Source organism: Parafrankia irregularis (genome assembly GCF_001536285.1).
Lineage (GTDB): Bacteria > Actinomycetota > Actinomycetes > Frankiales > Frankiaceae > Parafrankia > Parafrankia irregularis.
Genome location: NZ_FAOZ01000031.1, coordinates 51,411 through 71,754, shown reverse-complemented (window position 1 = coordinate 71,754; position 20,344 = coordinate 51,411). Strand labels below are relative to the sequence as shown.

The following is a 20,344-nucleotide window of genomic DNA, read 5'->3' as shown; positions in this document are numbered from 1 at the left end:
GCCGTCGAGAGCTACCCAACAAACAGGCGAAACTCCGTCAAGGAGGTACGCCAAGCGTGAGCCAGACGTTCTGGCTCACAGCCGACCCGCCCAACGCGTCCCTCTGTCCGGAGCTGTCCGCGACCGGACCGGATGAGATCTGAACGTGGGACATCACCGCGTTGAAAGGACCGACTAAAGGCGTCTGGTACAAGCTGTACGTCATCCTCGACGTCTACTCCCGGTATGTGACCGGCTGGCTCGTCGCCGGCGCCGAGAACGCTGTGGTCGCGCAGGACTTCCTCGCCGATGCCATCCATCGGAACGGGGCCGCGCCGCGGGCGATCCACGCGGACCGTGGCGGGGCGATGCTCTCGAAGCAGGTATCCGAACTTCTCGTCGAGCTCGGAGTCCACCGGTCTCAATCACGGCCACGGACCTCGAACAAGGTGAGTCAGCGGCGGGAATCTCACCCGCCGCTGCTCTCAGAACCCGGCGTGACAGTCTCCCGTCACCGGGCTCCCACCGTCGAACCAGCAGGACTCGCGCCGTGCTTCCAGTGAGCGAACATCGTCGGGAACGCTGACGCTATCTCGGCCAGTTTCCGACGAGCCCGTCGTTTCGCTCGACGCAGTCGCTTATATTTCCGCATCGCCCACTTCACAAGGAAAGGGTTGATCTGCTGTTTCAGGAAGCGCATCAGCCTGGACTTGTAGAAGCGCCCGTAGTAGCCGATCCAGCCTGCCACGATGGGATTGACCATCGTGGCGAGGTCCCGAAGGCTTGCACTGGTCCACCGCCCCAGCTTCCACTGCCGGATGACCCGCGCCATCGACTTCAGTGCCGACTTGCCGACCAGCGGGACAAACCCGCACATCAGTACGCCGTCACGTCGTCGGATAGGCGCACGGCGAAAATCGAATCCCAGGAACGTGAAGCTTGTTACCGGGTGTTCCTCGTCGCGTCCGTCCTGCTTACAGTAGACGATCCGGGTCTTGTCCGGGTTGCAGCGCAACCCGAACTCCAGCAGCCGCTTCGCAACGACATCGCGAATGTACTTCGCCTGCCGCTGACTGTAGCAGTGCAGGATAATGTCGTCGCAGTACCTCTCGAACCGCACCACCGGGAAGTTCCTGGCAAGCCATGCGTCCACCGCGTAGTGCAGGAAGAGATTCGACAACAGTGGCGAAATCGCCGATCCCTGTGGAGTTCCCTTCACGGGAGTGACACGGCTGCCGTCAGGGTGATGAACCGGCGCGACAAGCCACCGTTTCACGTACAGCACAACCCAGGGCAGGTTCGTGTGTGTCTCCACCGCGGCGACGATCTGTGCGTGCGGAACGTTGTCGAAGAACCCCTGGATGTCAAGATCGACTATCCAGGGGCGTCGCCAACACCGCTGCTTGCACACCTCCACCGCGTCCAGCGCGGACTTCCTTGGCCGATAACCGTAGGAGTCAGGATGGAACACTGGGTCCGCTTCCGGCTCCAGGATCATGGCCACGGCCGTCTGCGCTATCCGATCGGCGACGGTGGGCACTCCGAGGATCCGGGTGCCACCGTCTGACTTCGGGATGGAGACGGCTCTCACCGCCTCCGGGAAGTAGCTCCCCGACGACATTCGGTTCCAAAGCTTGAACAGGTTGTTCCGAAGATCCTGTTCGAACTCCGCCAGAGACTGCCCGTCAATCCCCGCCGCACCTCTGTTGCCACTAACCTTCAGGTACGCTTCCCATATCAGCTTCTTCGGAATGTCAAACGACTTTCCTGCTGGCCTTGTCTCGCCCATGCAATTCCTCCCATGGCTGGTTGATCGCTGGACGACACTCGACGGCACGCCCCCTTCGCTCCGCGCCCATTACAGGCGCTTCATCACTACTACGGGACGTTCCGCCCTCCTGGCCCGCACCCGGTACTCCGCGACTCACGGATTAGCCGCTTGCCGATCTCCCGGTGGGTTCCCGCTCCAATCCGCGGGACCCGTGTCGGGCCGAGGAGTTCTCCTGTTCCGTTGCAGAGCCCAAGCCAAGCTCGCGCCATCTTCATTTGCCGGAGTGGCGTCCACTGACGTGGTGTACGGATCGTGATCGTCTAGCGACTCGCCGGAGCGAGGGTCCGTGACGTAGAGCGACCACCGCATGATCCTTTTCGAGAACCGCCAAGAACTCGATGAGGAGATACGCGATGGCCGTGCGCCCGACTGTGACCGATGCCGAGGGCTTCGGCAAGGAACTGATGGCAGCGAGTCCAGATCTGCTGGGCTCGATGGTGAAGGCGTTCGCGGAGGCGTTGATGGGCGCCGACACGGACGGGATCTGCGGCGCCGAATACGGGGAGGTATCTCCGGATCGAGTCAATCGTCGGAATGGCTACCGGATGCGAGAATGGGACACCCGCGCCGGGACGATCGAGCTGGCGGTGCCGAAGCTGCGGCAGGGCTCCTACTTCCCGGAATGGCTGCTGACACGGCGGCGCCGCGCCGAACAGGCCTTGATCTCGGTGGTGGCCACGTCCTATCTGCTCGGGGTATCGACGAGAAGGGTCGACAAGCTCGTCGAGCAGCTCGGGGTCGCGAACATCTCGAAATCCCAGGTGTCCAAGCTCGCGAAACATCTAGACGCCCAGGTCGAGGCGTTCCGCAGCCGACCACTGGATGCCGGCCCGTACCGGTTCGTCCAGGCCGACGCGCTCACGATGAAGGTCCGCGAGGACGGCAGGGTGATCAACGTCCACTGCCTGCTCGCCGTCGGGGTCAACGGCGACGGTCACCGGGAGATCCTCGGCCTGGACGTCGTGAGCAGCGAGGACGGAGCCGGCTGGCTGGCGTTCTTCCGCGGCCTGGTCGCCCGCGGCCTGTCCGGAGTGCGGCTCGTCACCTCGGACGCCCACCGCGGCCTCGTCAACGCGATCGGTTCCACGCTGCCCGGCGCATCCTGGCAGAGGTGTCGCACACATTATCTGCGGGACTTGCTGGTAGCGACACCAAAATCGTCGCAGCCGTGGGTCGCGACCCTGGTGAGAACGATCTTCGATCAGGCGGACGCGAACGAGGTCAGCGTGCAGTTCGACCGCGTCGTCGACGCGCTCACCGAGAAACTTCCCAAAGCCGCCGACCATCTCTCCGATGCGAAAGCCGACCTGCTTGCGTTCACTACCTATCCGCGGGAGATCTGGCGGCAGATCTGGTCCTCGAACCCGCAGGAGCGGCTGAACAGGGAGATCCGGCGACGCACCGACGTCGTCGGCATCTTCCCCAGCCGCGACGCCATCATCCGTCTCATCGGCGCCGTCCTCGCCGAACAGCACGACGAGTGGATTGAAACCCACCGTTACATCGGTCTGGAAATCCTCGCCAGAACCGACCCGTCCCACAACACCGAAGACACACCCGAGATCACCGTGACACACGAAGCCCTGACCGCATAACCTTCAACCAGGATCACACGGAGTCACTCTCCGTACACCACGTCTCTGGACGTGACCCGCGTTCCGGTCGCACTACGGCATCGAGCCGTTCTACTGCCAGCCTGGGCTGGGTGGTGCGCACGAGAAGGGCGGCGTCGAGGGCGATATCGGCAGGTTCCGCCGCAACCACCTCGTCCCGGTTCCGGAGATCGATTCGTGGGAGGAGCTCAACGCCTCGATCGAGCGGTGGGACCGGGACGATGATGCCCGCCGGATCGGGGCTCGCGCTCGCACGGTCGGGGAGATGTTCGCTGTCGAGCAGCCGACGCTGGCCCGGCTTCCGGACGAGGCGTTCGAGACCGGCCGCTGGTCGAACCCGAGGGTCGACCGCTACAGCCGCGTCCCGGTGCGCAACGCCCGCTACTCGGTGCCGGTCCGGCTGATCGGCAGGCGGGTGCGAGTCCTGCTCCACGCCTCCCACCTCGTCGTCTACGACGGGCAGGTCGAGGTCGCCCGCCATGAACGGGTGATGGCCCAGGGCGCGACCCGCCTGGACCTGGATCACTACCTCGAAGCGCTGGTCCGCAAGCCGGGCGCGCTGCCCGGGGCGACCGCGTTGGAGCAGGCTCGTTCGGCGGGCAGGTTCACCCCTGTCCACGACGCTTGGTGGGCAGCAGCGACCAAGGCCCACGGCGAGCCGGTCGGGACACGAGCGCTGATCGAGGTGCTGCTACTGCACCGCCACCTCGCTCACGAGCACGTCGTCGCGGGCTTGGCGGCCGCGCTACGGGCCGGAGCGCTGACCGCTGACGCCGTCGCGCTTGAGGCCCGCAGGGCAGCAGACACCGACGAACCGCCCCCATCCACGCCGCCACAGCCCGGTTCCGCCGTCAGTTCGCTGACCGAGCGACGTCTGATCCAGCTGCCGCCCGACACCCGGCCCCTGCCCTCGGTGGCCGTCTACGACCAGCTCCTACCCAGCCGCCGCACCGCCCAGGAAGGAACCCGGCCGTGACCACCCAACGCCACCGCGGACTGACCGAGCAAGCCGCCGAGACCGCCGTCGACCAGGCCTGCCGGCTGCTGCGCCTCCCGACCGTCCGCGCCCAGTTCACCGACATCGCCGAGGCCGCCAGCCGCGAGCAGATGACCTACCGTGGGTTTCTCGCCGAACTCCTTATGGCCGAATGCGACGACCGGAACCGTCGCCGTTCCGAACACCGCATCAAAGCCGCCGCGTTTCCCCGCGACAAATCCCTTCGCGCCTTCGACTTCGATGCCAACCCGAACATCGACCCCGCCGCAGTTCACACACTTGCCCGCTGCGACTGGGTGAACAAAGGCCAACCACTATGCCTCATCGGTGACTCCGGCACCGGCAAGTCCCATCTCCTCATCGCGCTGGGAACCGAAGCCGCGATCGCGGGCTACCGCGTCCGTTACACCCTCGCCACGAAACTCGTCAACGAGCTGGTCGAGGCCGCTGACGAGAAAAGCCTCAACAAGACCATCGCCCGCTACGGACGCGTTGACCTGCTCTGCATCGATGAACTCGGCTACATGGAACTTGACCGCCGCGGCGCCGAACTCCTCTTCCAGGTCCTCACCGAACGTGAGGAGAAAGCCAGCGTCGCGATCGCGTCTAACGAAAGCTTCGGCGGCTGGACCAAGACCTTCACAGACCCCCGCCTCTGCGCCGCGATCGTCGACCGCCTCACCTTCGGCGGCACCATCCTCGAGACCGGCACCGACTCCTACCGCCTCGCCCACACCCGGAACCGCACCGAGCACCAAGCTTGACTGTCCGTTGTCAGCGAAGGTGATCCGCTGCAGGTCTGTGACCTGGTCGGATCAGATTCGATGACACGGGCCAGTGCAGCCTTCGGCGATTTTGGATTGCGTCGCCGGCCGTTTGTGTCAGCGAAGGTGGTCCGGTTCCGCCTACTCGAGATGGTCCCAGACGTAGAGCCGGACCACGGAGTAGGTGATCTCGGCGTCGGGGTTCTGGTCACGTAGTTGGTCGTAGATCTGTTTGATCTTGCGTGGTGGGTCGGGGTTGTCCTCGCGGAGCATGGCGTCGATCGCCGGCTTGAGCGAGTCGAGCCGTGATCCCCGGGGCGGGAGCTTCTTGCGGGGTGGGGGCGTCGGGGAGTCGAGGGCTTGGCGGACGGTGCGGCGGTGGACACCGTGGCGTTCCGCGAGTGCGCGCATCGACAGGCGGCGGTTCTGGGCGTCGTGGCGGATGGCGGCGAACAGCTCGGGTTTGCGGGCCTGGCGGCGGTGCGGGTTGGCGAGGGCTCGTTGCAGGGCGGGTAGCGATCTGTCCGCGAGGGCGGCGAGCCAGTCCATGCGGATGGTCGTGTCGTGGCCGGGTCCGCCGTCGAGGAGACGGCGCAGGTAGCCGGGTCGGAGGTGGTTGGCGTTGGCGAGGCGCCGGACGTAGGCGGCGGGGCTTTCGCCTGCGATGGGTCGGGGGCGGATCGGGAGAGGCCGGGGCAGGCGGGTGTCAGCGGTCATGGGCTGGTGGGGTTCGCGGTCTGGGCGGCGTGGTCGAGGTCGACCTGGTCGAGAGTCCTTCGGGTGATCTTTTCGGTGCCGTCGAGGACTGCCTCGACCGCGGCGCCGCGGATCAGGTGGGACAGGCTGCCGATCATCCCGCCGGTGCGCTGGTGCAGGTGGCGGTCGAGCTGGGGCAGGGTTCCGGCGACGTGGTGATGCAGCCGCAGTGCCTGCTCGAGGGTGGCGACGAGGGCTTTCCATTCGTCGGCGTAGGGGAACGGGGTGGTGTCGATCAGGCTGAACCGACCGGCGATCTGCCGGCCGCGGGTGCCGGCGAACAGGCCGTTGCGTTCGACGTCGATGCCGGCGTAGACGAAGGTGGCGGGGATGCGTTCGGAGAAGTACTTCAGGGTGTCGGAGACCTCGGCACCGGTGCGGGTGGCCAGGGTCAAATTGTGGATCTCGTCCACGCAGACGAGGCTGACGCGGGTGTCGACGGCGACGCCGCAGACCGCTTCGATGACATCGGTGATGTTCGCCCGGGTGGTCAGCGGCAGGCCGAGGAACCGGGCGAACTCGACCGCGAGCATGCGCGCGGTCGCGGCGGGCGGGACGGTCACGTAGATGACCGGGATCCGGTCGCTGACGTCGGGATGGCGGCGGCGGTCGATCGCCTCGTGGGTCTTGCCGAACTGGGTGATCGCGGTGGTCTTGCCGGTGCCGGCAGCCCCGGACAGGATCAGGCCGCGCCGGGCGGAGACGGCATGCCGGTTGAGCAGGGTGAGGCGCCTGCCGGCGTGGACGACCTGGCGCAGTGTCGAGGTGCCGACCACGGCCAGGCGGGTGTGGTAGTCGAGACGCTGCTCGTCGTAGCAGGCTCGTTCGGTCTCGCCGAGCGCCGTCCACCGGGCGGGCGGGAGTAGATCGGGGGCGGTGATGGCCGCGGCGGTGAACGCCCGCCAGCCGGGCAGGGTGGTCAGTTGCCGGTGGTCGTCGTCGCTGGCGAGCGCGCCGCGCCAAGCGCCTTCTGCTGGGAGCGCGTTCACCCGCGCCGGCCCGCCTCGGCGAACGGGTCGAACAGCGGCAGCGGGATCACCTTCGCTGTCGCGGTCACCTGGGTGTCGGCCTCGCTGGTCGCCGTCGCTTCGACGGGGCTGTTCCCCGGCGGCGCGGGCGGACTCGTGGCGCGGGTGCGGGCGACGACGGTGCGTTCCCGCGCTGGCGCGGCAGGGCGGGTGGCCGGGCCGCGGTGGGCGCGGTCGAGCAGACTGGCCACCGCGTCGGCGATCTCCCGCTCCGTGCTGGTGGGCAGGCCGGCGCGGGCGTGGTCCCAGGCCAGTTCACCGAACGGGACCGGGGTCCGGTGCAGCTGGGTCCAGAACGCGGTGATCCAACCTCCGGCCGGGTCACGAACCCAGATCCGGGAAACGTCATAGGGATCGTGGTGAACTTCCCAGAGATCTTTCTTCTCTTTGACGCCGGACGGCTGGCGACGCAGCGGGCCCAGGGCCTCAGCGTCGTAGGTGCGGTGGTTGAGCCGGATGCCGTAGGCGTTGACGGCGTGCCAGCGGGCGGGCAGCAGCTCGATGTAGTCGTCCCCGGTCAGGGTGACCGGGACGTGACCGGAAGCCTCGAGCAGTGCGGAGTACTTCTCGTTCGGTGTGAACATCCGCCCGGGAGACAGCGGGTCACGCAGACCATCGTGCGGCCGGTTCTGCCAGCCCGCGACGATCCACTCGTCGAGGAGATCCTGCAGCTCGGGCAGCGACCACAGCGGCCCGTCGACCAGGCCCCGGCCGCGCCGGTCGGCGGTGGAGCCGGCGTAGCCGGCGACGAACTGCGCGAACAGCGAGGCCACCGAGCCCAACGTCCGCTCGATGTGCCCCTTGTCCGTCGGGGTGGCCTCGTGCGCCGGTTGCAGGCTGATCCCGAGGAAACGGCAGGACGCACGGAACGCCCGTGACATGAACACCTTCCCGTGATCGCAGACGATCGTGTCCGGGACGATCACCGGCCGGGCCGCCGCATACTCGAACCGCTCGTCGATGGCGAGCAGGCGCCGGTGCGGCAGTACCGACCGGGACATCGCCAGCGCCTGCGCCCGCCCCGGGCGCATCGGCTCCGGAGTCACCGAACGCGCCAGCAGTACCGCGACGTCGGCCGCCTTCGTCGTCGGCCTCAGCACCGCGGCTGTCACCGTTCGGGTCGCGACATCGACCATGCCGGTCAGCTCGACTCGGCCGGTGACCCCATCATCAAGACGGACCAGCACGTCGAACGGGGTCGAGTCGACCTGCATCAGTTCACCCGGCGCCGTCACCGTGACCGCAGAGAACGGCCCGTCCGGACGCGCGGCCAGCGACCGGCGTGCCCGCGCAGACCCTGTCACGTGCTGGCCGTGCGCGAGCCGGCCGAACAGCCGGTAGAGGGTCCGCCGCGACGGCAGCACCACCGGCGGGTCAGCCCCGATGAGCAGCTGCTCGGTGCGCCAGAGCACGAACCCCGCCGTGCGAGACGACGCATCCGTCGTCTCGCCGATCGCCGTGGTCATCGCCGCGGCAACCCGCTCGTCGACCCGACCGAAGGCTGCGGTCTTGCGGTCGATTCGGTGGTCGACCAGGCCGACGACGCCCCGTGCCTGGTAGCGCTGCCGGCGGCGTTTGACCGTGGCCGCGCTCACCCGGTGACCCGCCGCGGCGAGCTCGGCGGCCTTCGCCTGTTCCCGGCGGGTCAACGACCACCGCCCGGGGTCGAACTCCGGCCGCGGCGCAGCCTCCGGCGGGCTGTCCGGTGGCCGGCCGTCCAGCACCTCGACGACATGCCGTTCCCACCACAACGCCCGCTCGACCGCCTCGGCGGGCAGCCCGTCCAACATGCCGTGCGGCGGAACCGGCCCAACTCCGGTCACCGCGACCATCCCGCCGGACCGACCGCCGTGGACGGTCCGAGCAGACCGCCGGTCAGGTCCGCGACCAGCCGCCGGCACCACAGCAGGTGGTAGAGCACCGGCAGCACCGCGATCCGGTCGCCAACCTCGGCAGCGCCGCCGAACAACGACCTCGGCTCAGCGAACACCTCCACCAGTCGGTCGGCCAGCGTCCCGTCGCCAACGCAGCGGGGATGCCGGTAGCGCGCCAGCCAGCGCACGTTCGCCACCAGTACCCCGTCTGGCACCCCAACCCGCCGAAACAGCCAGCCGACCTGGCCGCAGGCCACCGCCGTCGCCGCGAACGCCTCGGCGTCCGCCGGCTCGATCCGGTCGTCCGCCCGCACATCGACGACCACACCCCCGCCATCCGCGCGCCGGACGAAGAAGTCCGGGGCATGCCGACGCGGACGAACGCCGTCGTGCCAGCGCAGCCAGAACGGCTGCGCGGACAGCGCCACCACGTCCGGGTCGAAGTCGAGCAGCATCACATGATCCCGCTCCAGCCACGACTCGAACCCGACATGATCGCCAAGAGTGGCTGACCACCACCAGCCCGGGAAGCTGCGACCTCCCCTCGGCCAGCCGAACGATCGGACCGGACTGGCCCTCTCGAACGGCATGCTCCAACACGCCGCCAGCCTTTCCCTGCGCAGTGATCCAGCCGCTTCCACGAACTCCACCGTGAACCCGCTGTCCAGAGACTCGACTGCCGGGACCGCCACCCGTCGGACCGTAGATCAACAGGAGTCAGATCGGGTCAGCTTCGATGACACGAACCACGACCGGACCACATTCGATGGCACGCGGACCAGGTTCATTGTCAAAGGACATTGACCGCGGTCACCGCCGCCACGCCTCCCGGGACCGCATCCACATCTCACGAACAAACGATCATGGTTGAAGTCTCGGACGCATCCAGAACCGACGACCAACTGCACCCAGCCGTCACGAACAGAGCCAGTTTGACCGAGTGGAGACGGAAGACCTGCGCCTTTCGTCCCGTCGCAGGGGTCTATGAAGTTACCTTTAAAGGCCCTGCCGCAGCGGAATGAGTGTAGCTGGCGGCAGTCCGATCCGGGATGTGCCCGAGAGGATGGGAGCAGCCGCGACAAAGCCGAGACGGCCCAGAACTGCCAGATGGGTCGAGCTTGGCGAGCGAGTCGCTTAGGTGTACGAGAGGAACCGGCTTTTACGCCCCGAAATGAGTTACCGCCTCGAACCTGGTGGATCTGGGTCGGAAGCGGCGCGCATCCCGCTCACAGAAATGGTGCGGAGGGGAACTCCTTGGCGGGTCTGTGGTCGCACGCCCGGGAAGCCATGGCGAAAATCTGCGGCGTAACCGTGGCGAGGCCGCCGGGGCAGATTTGGGCGCCTCCTGCGAGGAACGGATCGTGCACGGACCAACTACTTCCGGCACGCCGCCGCGAAGCACACGTTCAGGATTCTGGGGGTCTTCCTCTGACGCCGGATGATCATAGTTCAAGACGCTGCACCGTTGGTCGTGGAAGGACATCCGTCAACGACTCCTCGGCCCCAACGGGTCCCGGATGCCGATCACGGTGGACGGAGTGGAGCTGATCAACCCGGCGCGAACGCCCGCGATCACACGGTATCGCTACCGGGGCGATACCATCCCCACTCCCTGAGTGATCACCTGACGAGTAGCCCACAGCAGGAACTGTGGAGAGCCCGGCGCTCGGAGACGGACACGCCGGGTTCGGCGAGCGGCCTGGAGAAACGGATCGGCGACAACACTGGCACCACGCTTCAGGCCGACTCAACCGCGCCACGCCTTTCGGCCTACGCGTCTCCCTATCACGCACCGGACGCGCGTTGTCCAGCCCTTTCGTTCACTCGCTCAACTTACAGGCTAGGATCGTGATCCACGACACAGACACGACCTCCGACACAGACACAGACACGACCACCAGAGGGCATCACCAGGGACCTATTACCGCCACCCTGGCATGGTCTTTCACTGTGACCTGATGGTCGCTCGTACCTACTGGAGCGAGTATGCGAACGAATTTTGTGATGACGATATTATGTTCTGCCGCGATGATAGGACTCGTGGGTGCGACGAGCTGCTCGGACAGGCGGGAGGCCCAGCAGCCGGCAGCCGGCTGTGACAGCCCGGGTGTCACAGCCGACGAGATAACGATCGGCCTAGTGACCGCGGACACCGGCGCCGGCTCCGGCGCGCTGGCCTCGGCCCGTTCCGGGGTCGACGCGAGGCTCGGTCTCGCCAACGACGGAGGCGGCGTACACGGCCGAAAGATCGTTTACCGTTGGCGCGATGATGCGAGCTCCCCGAACCAAAACGCCCAGGTCGTTGGGGACCTCCTCCGATCTGGGTCCGTCTTCGGACTCCTATCGATCACCACAGCGCTGAGTGGCTCGCTGGACACGACGTCCGCTCAGGGTGTGCCCGTCGTGGGTCTCGCGGTGGCCGACTGGGCCAGATACCCAAACCTTTTCGCCTACGCGTACAACACCTCCCCGCAGACACTGGGCCGTTACATCCAGCGCGGCGGCGGCACGAAAGTCGGAATCCTGACCACAGGATCGGCGGTGTCCGTACTTCAGAGCGCGGACAGATTCCGGACCGCCTTCGAGGAGATCGGTCTAAGCACCATCGATTCGATCGCCTTCAGCAGCGGCGCCGACAGCCCACTGCACGTCGCTCGGCGGCTCGCCGAGGCTGGCGCCGACACCTTAGTCGGGCTCACCTCCCCCGATGACTTCGCGGCAGTCATCGCAGCCGCCCGGGAGACAAATCTAAATCTCGCAGTCAGCATCTCGCTCAGCGGCTACTCTCGCGACATGCTGCCCCGTCTCGGCCGAGCCCTAGCTGGGGTAACGATCCCAGTGTACTTCCGGCCGTTCGAGGCTGGCGGGACTGCCATCGACCGATATCGCGAAGCTATGATCAAATACGCGCCCGAGACGCAACCTGAGCAGGAATTCGCCATGTACGGTTATATCTTCGCCGACCTTCTTCTGCGCGGGCTCGAAGGCGCCGGCGAATGCCCCGCCCGTGAGACCTTCATGACCTCGCTACGAAAGGTGCGGAGCTTCGACGCCGGCGGGCTGGTCACGCCAGTCGACCTCACGACCAACGCCCTCATACCGCTGGACTGCTATGCTTTCGTCCGGGTTAACCGCACGGGAACGGCCTTCCAGGTAGCACGCGAACGCCTCTGTGCCGATGACACAACGGGCAGCACCGGCTGACCCAGACCGCAGGCCTGGGCCAAGTGAGACCCGCACCCAGTTCCTTCCAGCAGGTCAGCATCGCTGCCAGGGCGAGCGAATCCGAGCCAATGCCCCGAACGACGGCGGCAGATGCCGCCACGCACGGCCCGAGGTCAGCGTGTACACCACCGCCGTGAACATCGCCCGTTCGTCCGCCGGAGCCGTGCCCCGCCCTTCGGACGCGGAGCGAAGGACGGCAACAACGGCTCCACAAGCTCCCAGAGCTCGTCCGGTACCAGCCGCAGGGCATCTCAGTCAGGGGATCAACGAACGAGCGGTCCCGAACCCAGTACAGGGACATGTGGGTCAGGAACACGGTAGCCAGGACCCCATCCCGCAGCCCACTGCCGCGGGTGAAACTCCGTGAACCATCCTCGCTGCAGGCTGAGCGCGCCGACCGCGACAGCCACCATCACGGCTGCGTGCATCCTGACGGCACCACCTAGCTTGTCGTTTAACCGTCGGGTGTCACGCTGTGCGATACCTGCTGGTGTTGTGGGGTGGGTGGGCGTGTCCTCGTGACGTGGGACGACCTTCGGAAGATCGTGCTCTCGCCAAAGAAGCCGGATCAAGCCGAAGGTCGTGATGGGCAGTGTGCAGGACGAGCCAGGACGCGGCGAGGCTCTGGGACGGCTGTGTCGCTTCCGGCAGGAGTTCTACGACTGCCTGACTCGCCGAGCGGACGCGCTGTTCGAAACTGTGGAGGCGGTGCTGTGTACCGACGGCCCGGTCCGGACGTTGGTCGACCTGACACTGGCCCCGGAGCACCGTCGCGGCCATGGAGCCTTGTACGACGGGCTGAACAGTGGCCGATGAGAGATTGCCCGGCTGTGACGTGCGCTCTCGGACCTTTCTCTGCGCGCGGCGGCCGACGGACGGCTCGTGCTGGCCGTCGACGTCAGCCCGTGGCTGCGTCCGGACGCACCGACCAGCGCGGACCGGCTGTTCTGCCATGTGCACGGCCGGACGAAGGACCAGTCCCAGCTGATCCCGGGCTGGCCCTACTCCTTCGTCGCCGCCCTCGAACCCGGCCGGACGTCGTGGACCGCGGTCCTGGACGCGGTGCGCCTTGGCCCCACCGACGACGCCACAGCGGTGACCGCCGACCAGCTCCGGGAGGTCGTGGGCCGTCTGATCACCGCCGGGCACTGGCGCGACGGAGACCCGACCATCCTGATCGTGATGGACGCCGGTTGTGACGTGACCCGGCTGGCGTTCGTCCTGGCCGACCTGCCCGTCGAAGTGCTCGGCCGGATCCGTTCCGACCGCGTCCTGCGCCTGGCCAAACCACCGAGGCAGCCAGGTACCAACGGCCGTCCACCCAAGCACGGCCCCGAGTTCGCCCTCGACAGGCCCGCGACCTGGCCCGAACCGCAGCACACCACGATCACCAACACCAGCCGCTACGGGCAGGCCACCGCGGCCAGCTGGGACCGGCTACATCCCCGGCTGACCCACCGCACCTGCTGGCTCGACCACCCCGGAGAGCTGCCGATCATCGAAGGGACCCTCATCCGCCTACAGGTCGACCACCTGCCCGACGACCGCGATCCCAAGCCCGTCTGGCTGTGGACGTCGGCCATCAACGCCACCGCCGCCGACATCGACCGCGCCTGGCAGGCGTTCCTGCGCAGGTTCGACCTGGACCACACCTTCCGGCTGTTCAAACAGACCCTCGGCTGGACCCGCCCGAAGATCCGCACCCCGCAGGCCGCCGACCGCTGGACCTGGCTGATCATCACCGTCCACACCTAGCTCCGCGTCGCCCGATCCCTGGCCCGCGATCTGCGTCGCCCCTGGGAGAAACCCGCTCCACCAGGACGGCTGACCCCCGCCCGAGTCCGACGAGGATTCCGGAACATCCGCGCGATCACGCCCCTCCCCGCCAGCGCACCGAAACCCACCACGGCTGGCCCCAGCCGCCCTCCCGGCTCCCGCAACCGTCAGCCCGCACCCCACCACGACGTTGGAAAGACCACCCGACGGGACCTCACCATGACCGCCCACCAACACCGCACAGGTTAAAGATCAAGCTAGTGCGCTGACCATGAACGTTCCCGGGTTGTGAGGACACGCCGGGCAAGGTGCTGGGGATCGGGCGGTTTCGGGTGCAGCGTCGGGATCGGTAACTGACGCCGATCCCGGAGGTGAGCCCGATGGGAGGACAACCGGTCCGAGCGCGGCGGCTGACCGACGAGGAAGGCCAACGACTCCAGGCGATCGCGCGCCGAGGGAAACACGGCTCGATCCGGGTCCGCCGGGCTCTGATCATCATGGCGTCGGCGAGCGGAACCCCGATGCCGGCGATCGCGAACCTGGTCCAGGCGGACGAGGACACGGTGCGGGGGGTGATCCACAGGTTCAACGAGACCGGTCTGGGTGCGTTGGACCCTCGCTGGGCGGGAGGCCGTCCCCGCCTGATCAGCTCTGACGACGAAGCGTTCCTCGTCCAGACGGCCCGCACCCGCCCGGCGAAACTCGGGCAGCCGTTCACCCACTGGAGCCTGCGCAAGCTCACCGACTACCTGGCCGACAACCCCGACCGCACCGTCACCATCGGCCGGGAACGGCTCCGGCAGATCCTGCACCACCATCGGATCTCGTTCCAGCGCACGAGGACGTGGAAGGAGTCCACCGACCCGGACAAGGACACGAAACTCGACCGGATCGAGTACCTCACCACGACCTGTCCGAACCGCTGTTTCGCGTTCGATCAGTTCGGACCGCTGTCGATCCGCCCGACCCACGGTGTCGGCTGGGCACCCCAGCGGCATCCGGACCGGCTGCCCGCGACCTACCACCGCACCCACGGGATCCGGTACTTCCACGGCTGCTACTCGTTGGGCGACGATCAGCTGTGGGGTGTGACCCGGGCCCGGAAAGGCGGGGTGAACACCCTCGCCGCGTTCAGGACGATCCGGGCCGCCCGGCCGGACACCGCACCGGTCTACATCATCTGCGACAACCTGTCCGCGAACACCACCCCCGCGATCCGCCGCTGGGCGGCGCGGAACAGCGTCGAACTGTGTCTGACCCCGACGAACGCGTCGTGGGCGAACCCGATCGAGGCCCAGTTCGGGCCCCTACGGACGTTCGCGATGGGCAACGCGAACCACCCGAACCATCCCACCCTCGCCCGCGGACTCCAGGCCTACCTGCGGTGGCGTAACGCCCACGCCCGCCACCCCACCGTCGTGCAAGCCCAACGCCGCGAACGCGCCCGCGTCCGTTCCGAACGCCAGCAACGCTGGGGCCGGCCACGACCACAAGCCGCCTGACTAAACCCGGAAAGGATCGTGGTCAGCGCACTAGCTTGATCTTTAACCTGTGCGGCGTGGTCGTGGGGTCGTGGACTTCTTCGTCCGCCGCTGGGTGAGGTCCGCTTTGCCGACTATGTGCACGTCATGGCGTGGAGTGGGCTGGGTGTTCTTGCGGCCGGGTGGCCGGCCGGGGCCGGGTCGGGAGGGTTTCGGTGCTGCCGCGGGGCAGGTGGTCTTCGTGCGCAGGTGCCGAAAATCGCGGCGGATGCGTGCGGGTGTCAGACGGTCGGGTGGGCTGGGTCTCTCCCACGGTCGGCGTCGGTCGGCGGCCAGCGGGCGGGCCAGACGCAGCTGTGTGTAGGCGGCGAGGATCAGCCAGGTCCAGCGATCGGCCGCCTCGGGGGTGCGGACCTTCGGTGCCGTCCATCCGAGGGGCTGCTTGAACAGTCGGAAGGTGTGCTCGATATCGAAACGCCGCAGGAAGACCTGCCAGAGCAGGTCGACCTGAGCGGCGGTGGCGCCGGTGCCTGACCACCACAACCAGACAGGCGCTTGGGGTTGGCCCCGCTGGGCAGGCGCTCGACCTGTAGAAGGATCACGGTGCCCTCGATGACCGGCAGCACACCCAGGTCGGCGGCCCATGCCGAGCGGTGGGTCAGCCGCGGGTGGAGCCGGTCCCAGGCCCGTGCACTCGCCGTGCCGTAGAGACGGGTGTCGGTCACGGTCGCCTGGTCGGGGGTGGTCCAGGTGTCGGGGTCACCGAAGACGACTCGCCGCCGTGGCGGGGCGGGCGGCCGTAGGTGCCGGGGGTGCGGGGCGGTGCCGCGCGGCGCAGGACGCGGTCGGAGCGCATCCGGCCCAGCACCTGGACCGGCAGATCGCGGAGCAGGAAGGCCAGGCGAGGCACGTCGTAGCCGGCGTCCACCATGATGAGCATGTCCGGGTCGTGGTCTTTCCACTGCCCGGCTGCCTTCAGCCGCTCGACCAGCTCGCGTATCTGCCGGGCAGTGACCGCGGCGGCGTCGTCTCCGGGTGCCAGCCGCAGGGCGTCCAGCGGCGCGGTCCACGAGCTACGGCCTGTCTCCAGCGCGCAGATCACCGAGTACGGCCAGCCGGGGACGGGGATGTGCTGGTCCTTGCCACGTCCGTAGGTGTGGCACAGGATCCGCTGCGGTGACGTGTGCGCGTCGGGCCGCAGCCAGCAGGTGACATCGGCGGCTAGGACCAGCCGGCCGTCGGCCGCCCGTGGCAACGACACCCCGGCCACGGCCCGCTGTAGCCGGGCGATGTCCACCCGTCCGGCCGCCACCGCATCGTAGAGGCCACCGTGCCCGCGCCGGTGTTCGCCCACCAGCGACAGCTCCACCAGCGAGCGCACAGGGCCGTCCGCGCACAGGACGGCGTCAGCCAGCTCGAACAACGCATCGGCTCGCCGGGTCAGGCAGGAGTAGAACTCGTACCGGAAACGAGACAGTTCCGCGAACGGCTCCTGCCGGGCAGCATCATGCAGCAGACTCATCCTCACAGCCTTCGTGCCGAGCGTGTGCGCCTTGGTCGGAACACATGATCAACCGAAGGCTGCCTACATGAACAGTGGCCTCCGAGCCGAGTGATCACAGACGACGGCTCGTTCGACACCCAAGGTTAAAGATCAAGCTAGCACCGGTCGTGCCTGCGAGAACCCGCGGCTGCTGCCGAGCGCGACGCCGGGCCGAGCCCGCTGCTCGACACCACGACCACCGCCGCGGACGATGACGAGCGGTTCGAACAGCGGGCTTTCGTGCGCAACGCCCGGCAGCGTTACGCCGCCGTCCAAGACCTGAAGGCGAAGGGCGTGGGGATCAAGCCGATCGCCCGGGACCTTGGCCTGGCCAGGGAGACCGTACGCAAGTACTACCGCGCGACCAGCATCGAGGAGATCCTGGCCAAGACCCGCGACGGTCGCGGCCAGGTCCTCGAACCGTACAAGCCCTACCTGCACGAACGAGTCGCCGCCGGCGCCACCAACGGCAGCGGGCTGTTCCGCGAGATCCGCGAGCGCGGATACAGCGGAAGCCAGGCGACCGTGCTCGACTACCTCCGCCCGTTACGCGCCGCCAGGGCCACGCCGACATCACCGGGGTCAGCACCGTCACAAGATCAGGGTCAGATCCAGATCCCGTTTTCAGCGCCCGTTGACAGAGCCGTTGGAGCGTGCGCCGGGCCGGCTCGAGAGGCCCCGCCGAGGGCCCGCAGGGTCCTTCGCGCGTACGCGATGCCCGCGCTCTCGATACGACGCAATCGGCGTCCGGCTGTCCAGGCCGTCAGACCGACGAGGTTCTTCGTCGGTGTTTCGCCCGCCTGCGCTTCGCCTCATACATACCCGTATCGGCCTGATGGAGTATCTGTTCGGCGGAGGTGGAGGGCTGCCGCCCGTCGGCAATCGCCAGACCGATACTGATCTGTATCCGCTGGGGGCGACCGGCCAGGGTGACGGGCCGGAGCATGCCGACCGCGATCCGTCGGGCGCACTGCTCGCCGGCAGTATGGGCACTGGCGTCGGTACTGGTGTCGGCGAGGAGGACGGCGAACTCGTCGCCGCCGACACGGGCGGCGAGGTCACCGCGACGTATGGCGGTGTGCAGGCGGGTCGCGACCGTACGGAGGAGTGCGTCGCCGACGGAATGGCCATGTGTGTCATTGATGGTCTTGAAGTGGTCGATATCGCAGAACAACACGACGACGGGTGTTCCGTGCCGGCGGTGCGCGGTCACCGCCGTCTCGAGCTCGCGGGTGAACAGAACGCGGTTGGCCAGGCCGGTCAGCCCGTCGTGATGCGCCTGGTACTCAAGCCGCTGGTGCGCACGATGCACATCGCTGACCAGCCGGCGGTTCTCCGCGATGACGACGATCTGGCGGAGGCTGACGAGCATGGCGAGGCAGATTGCCGGTAGAGGGGCAGCCCGTACAACCCGCCGTCGCGCAGGGCACTTGCCAGGACGAGCGCCGTGGCGACGCTGAGCGGCAGATAGGGCAGATAGGCGTGTAGCCATTGGCGGACCTCCCGTCCCGACCAGCTGGATCTGCTGGCTGGGGTGTGGGCGATCGGAGGCGCGGGCGGCCGCCTGCCGGGCTCGGGGGCGATCATGGCGAGGGCGACCAGCAGTGGGCCCGTGGCTGCTCCGAGCCATGTCGGTACGCTGCCCTCCATGCTGACCGGGTCAGGCAGGCTGAGCTGGATCAGCACTGTTTCGGACGCGGCGAGCACGACGAGGCCGGCGCCGAGCAGGGCGACCGCGCGGCCGTTGCGGGGCCGTCGGAAGGTCGCCACCAGCACCAGAACCACAACCAGCAGCGCCAAGGTGAGCGCGAAGGTGACCGCGACGACGAACGACGTCCCGCTGATCCTGCTGTGGGTGATGTCCCGCAGCACAGCGAACCAAGCGATCATGAGGATGGATAGGGTGATCATCAGGCTGTCCAGTGCGATGACCGCGTGGGAGTACCGGGGCCACCAGCCGCTGCCCGGAGGCGGAGGCGCTCGCGTCGGCCCGTCGTCGGTGCGGGCGGGTACGCAGATCAGGCCTGCGATCGTGAGGAGCGGAGCGATCAGGAACAGGCTCTCGCTTGGCGTCAGCTGCAGTTCGAGTGGGTTACCGGAAGAGTACTGGCGTGTCCATTCGAACGCGCTGGGCAGGGCGGAGAGCGGGCCGGCGGCGACCAGCACCCGCCACCTGCGGTCGATGCCGCGCGTGCGCGCGATGCCGAGGACCGCGAACACGGTCGACGCCACGCCGCAGACGAACAGAGCCGTCGCCTGGACGATGAGCCGCGGCTGACCGGAGAAGGCCAGCTGGCCCGCGGCTGCTGGTACGAACAGCGCCGTCACCAGCGCCAGCAGGATATGGAAGGTCCGATCCGTGACGGGCCGAACCCGCATGCCGCGCATACGGCCCGTCGAGAGCGTCCTGTCCGCTGGGGTCTCGATGCCGCCATCTGCCAAGGACCGGCCTCCTTCGCCCATGTAGGCCCACGATGACCGCTCCGCGAATGGCGCGCATATTTGACGATCACGCTGCGCGACCGTGCCTCCGAGGTCGTCGGCACGGTTCGCCCGTCCGTGATCGTCATCAGGGTGAGGAGGTGGCGTCCGTCCCCTCACGCCACAGCGAAGATCACTTCCGGCATGGCGGCAAGTAGGTGGACACGGCCCCCATTCCTCGGACCCCGGGCGTGGCCCCCTCTGGCCCGGTCTTCTCTGGGACGGGTCAGTGGTCGTGCGGGAAGGTGTAGGGAGCAAGACGGGCGATCAGGTTCTCGGGGGTTGTTCCCAGGGCTCCGGCGAGGGCCACGAGCAACGCGGTGGCGACCATGGTCAGGGTGCGCAAGGTGCGCTGCGGGTTGCTCTGCACCGCATGAAAGATCAGATCCTGGTGTACCGCATCCAACGGTGCCGAAGCCGACGTCGTGTCGGCCATGTCGAGGCGGGCGGGCGGCCAGCAAGGCGACGGCCGGGTCGGCGTCCGCGCCCTGGCGGGCGTGGAGGACCGCGATGTCCTGGAGTATCTCCTGCGGGGATGTGTGGGTGGTCTTGGCGAGCTGCAGGAGGAGTCCGACGGTCAGCCGTTCCACGCTGGTGATGGTCTCGATCGGGGCGGGTAGCAGCGTCGCGGATGATCGCGTCGAGTTGGTGGTGTGCCGCCCGCAGCGCGGCGGTGTCCGGGCCACCTTCGTGGTGCACGACGTGGAGCTGGCCTGTGAGCAGGGCCAACGTCCGCTGCGCGGCGCTCCCAGGGTCGGTCACGGTCCCCTATTTTGCGTCCGACGTTGAGACCCGGTCCACTCGCCGCGGCCGCGCCTACGAGCGGTATCCCGACGTGCGGCAGGCCGGGAGGAAACCGCAGGGCCTCCATGCAGGCGGCGGCGATCGCGAACATCCGGGTCGATCCCTGGTGCGACAAGCCATCCAGCCGGCACGTCACTCACGGACTGTCTGCGGCGTCCCCTGGGGAAGGCAATTAGCTACCCGTTAAGGTGA

General features: G+C 67.8%; 14 protein-coding genes and 3 pseudogenes. 8 read left to right on the top strand and 9 right to left on the bottom strand.

Annotated features, from left to right (window positions below):
- Positions 1–107 precede the first annotated feature (107 nt).
- Positions 108–542, top strand: a pseudogene (locus AWX74_RS31200) (integrase catalytic domain-containing protein); the annotation flags it as partial.
- Here the strand turns inward: AWX74_RS31200 and ltrA are convergent.
- Positions 491–1,768 (bottom strand): group II intron reverse transcriptase/maturase, encoded by a 1,278-nt coding sequence (gene ltrA / locus AWX74_RS31195; protein WP_091284069.1) that lies wholly within the window; start codon positions 1,766–1,768, stop codon positions 491–493. The pseudogene AWX74_RS31200 and the gene ltrA overlap by 52 nt on opposite strands.
- 395 nt (positions 1,769–2,163) lie before the next feature.
- Here ltrA and AWX74_RS31190 point away from each other — a divergent pair, with 395 nt between their 5' ends.
- The 3 genes from AWX74_RS31190 to istB all read left to right on the top strand — a co-directional run bounded on the left by AWX74_RS31190 (position 2,164) and on the right by istB (position 5,184).
- Entirely contained in the window at positions 2,164–3,405 is a 1,242-nt protein-coding gene (locus AWX74_RS31190; protein ID WP_091284067.1) for an IS256 family transposase, read from the top strand.
- 283 nt (positions 3,406–3,688) lie between these two features.
- The gene (locus AWX74_RS31185) at positions 3,689–4,399 is read left to right on the top strand and encodes a Mu transposase domain-containing protein (protein ID WP_207550457.1); all 711 of its coding nucleotides are present in this window, start codon (positions 3,689–3,691) and stop codon (positions 4,397–4,399) included.
- Positions 4,396–5,184, top strand: coding sequence for an IS21-like element helper ATPase IstB (istB, locus tag AWX74_RS31180; RefSeq protein WP_091284065.1), 789 nt, complete (start codon positions 4,396–4,398; stop codon positions 5,182–5,184). Before AWX74_RS31185 ends, istB begins: the two co-directional genes overlap by 4 nt.
- Positions 5,185–5,325: 141 nt before the next feature.
- On the opposite strand, the gene AWX74_RS31175 is transcribed toward istB, so the two are convergent.
- Genes AWX74_RS31175 through AWX74_RS31160 form a run of 4 tightly spaced genes read right to left on the bottom strand, consistent with a single transcriptional unit; the run spans position 5,326 to position 9,483 of the window.
- Positions 5,326–5,901, bottom strand: coding sequence for a helix-turn-helix domain-containing protein (locus AWX74_RS31175; RefSeq protein WP_091284062.1), 576 nt, complete (start codon positions 5,899–5,901; stop codon positions 5,326–5,328).
- Positions 5,898–6,929, bottom strand: a complete 1,032-nt coding sequence (locus AWX74_RS31170) for a TniB family NTP-binding protein (RefSeq protein ID WP_091284059.1) — start codon at positions 6,927–6,929, stop codon at positions 5,898–5,900. Before AWX74_RS31170 ends, AWX74_RS31175 begins: the two co-directional genes overlap by 4 nt.
- Positions 6,926–8,791, bottom strand: a complete 1,866-nt coding sequence (locus AWX74_RS31165; protein WP_242666495.1) for a Mu transposase C-terminal domain-containing protein — start codon at positions 8,789–8,791, stop codon at positions 6,926–6,928. Before AWX74_RS31165 ends, AWX74_RS31170 begins: the two co-directional genes overlap by 4 nt.
- The gene (locus AWX74_RS31160) at positions 8,788–9,483 is read right to left on the bottom strand and encodes a TnsA-like heteromeric transposase endonuclease subunit (protein WP_278184668.1); all 696 of its coding nucleotides are present in this window, start codon (positions 9,481–9,483) and stop codon (positions 8,788–8,790) included. The genes AWX74_RS31165 and AWX74_RS31160 overlap by 4 nt, the downstream gene beginning before the upstream one ends.
- A 1,345-nt stretch (positions 9,484–10,828) precedes the next feature.
- Here AWX74_RS31160 and AWX74_RS31155 point away from each other — a divergent pair.
- The 3 genes and pseudogenes from AWX74_RS31155 to AWX74_RS31135 all read left to right on the top strand — a co-directional run bounded on the left by AWX74_RS31155 (position 10,829) and on the right by AWX74_RS31135 (position 15,345).
- Positions 10,829–12,046, top strand: coding sequence for an ABC transporter substrate-binding protein (locus AWX74_RS31155; protein ID WP_091284057.1), 1,218 nt, complete (start codon positions 10,829–10,831; stop codon positions 12,044–12,046).
- Between the two features lie 606 nt (positions 12,047–12,652).
- Positions 12,653–14,092: pseudogene (locus AWX74_RS31140) on the top strand (NF041680 family putative transposase).
- Positions 14,093–14,223: 131 nt separating this feature from the next.
- Positions 14,224–15,345: an IS630 family transposase gene (locus AWX74_RS31135; protein WP_091284053.1), complete on the top strand. Its 1,122-nt coding sequence runs from the start codon at positions 14,224–14,226 to the stop codon at positions 15,343–15,345.
- A 42-nt stretch (positions 15,346–15,387) separates the two neighbouring features.
- Here the strand turns inward: AWX74_RS31135 and AWX74_RS42315 are convergent.
- The 4 genes and pseudogenes from AWX74_RS42315 to AWX74_RS41690 form a co-directional block, all read right to left on the bottom strand.
- A pseudogene (locus tag AWX74_RS42315) lies at positions 15,388–16,846 on the bottom strand (NF041680 family putative transposase).
- Between the two features lie 784 nt (positions 16,847–17,630).
- Positions 17,631–18,239 (bottom strand): diguanylate cyclase domain-containing protein, encoded by a 609-nt coding sequence (locus tag AWX74_RS42700; protein ID WP_226930800.1) that lies wholly within the window; start codon positions 18,237–18,239, stop codon positions 17,631–17,633.
- On the bottom strand, positions 18,128–19,309 hold the full coding sequence (locus AWX74_RS40315; protein ID WP_165615860.1) for a hypothetical protein: 1,182 nt from the start codon (positions 19,307–19,309) through the stop codon (positions 18,128–18,130). The genes AWX74_RS42700 and AWX74_RS40315 overlap by 112 nt, the downstream gene beginning before the upstream one ends.
- A 265-nt stretch (positions 19,310–19,574) precedes the next feature.
- On the bottom strand, positions 19,575–19,784 hold the full coding sequence (locus AWX74_RS41690; protein WP_226930799.1) for a hypothetical protein: 210 nt from the start codon (positions 19,782–19,784) through the stop codon (positions 19,575–19,577).
- Between AWX74_RS41690 and AWX74_RS41685 the strand changes: the two genes are divergently transcribed.
- Complete coding sequence (locus AWX74_RS41685; protein WP_226930798.1) at positions 19,783–19,968, top strand: hypothetical protein; 186 nt, start codon at positions 19,783–19,785, stop codon at positions 19,966–19,968. The two genes, AWX74_RS41690 and AWX74_RS41685, sit on opposite strands and share 2 nt — an antisense overlap.
- Positions 19,969–20,344: the final 376 nt, after the last annotated feature.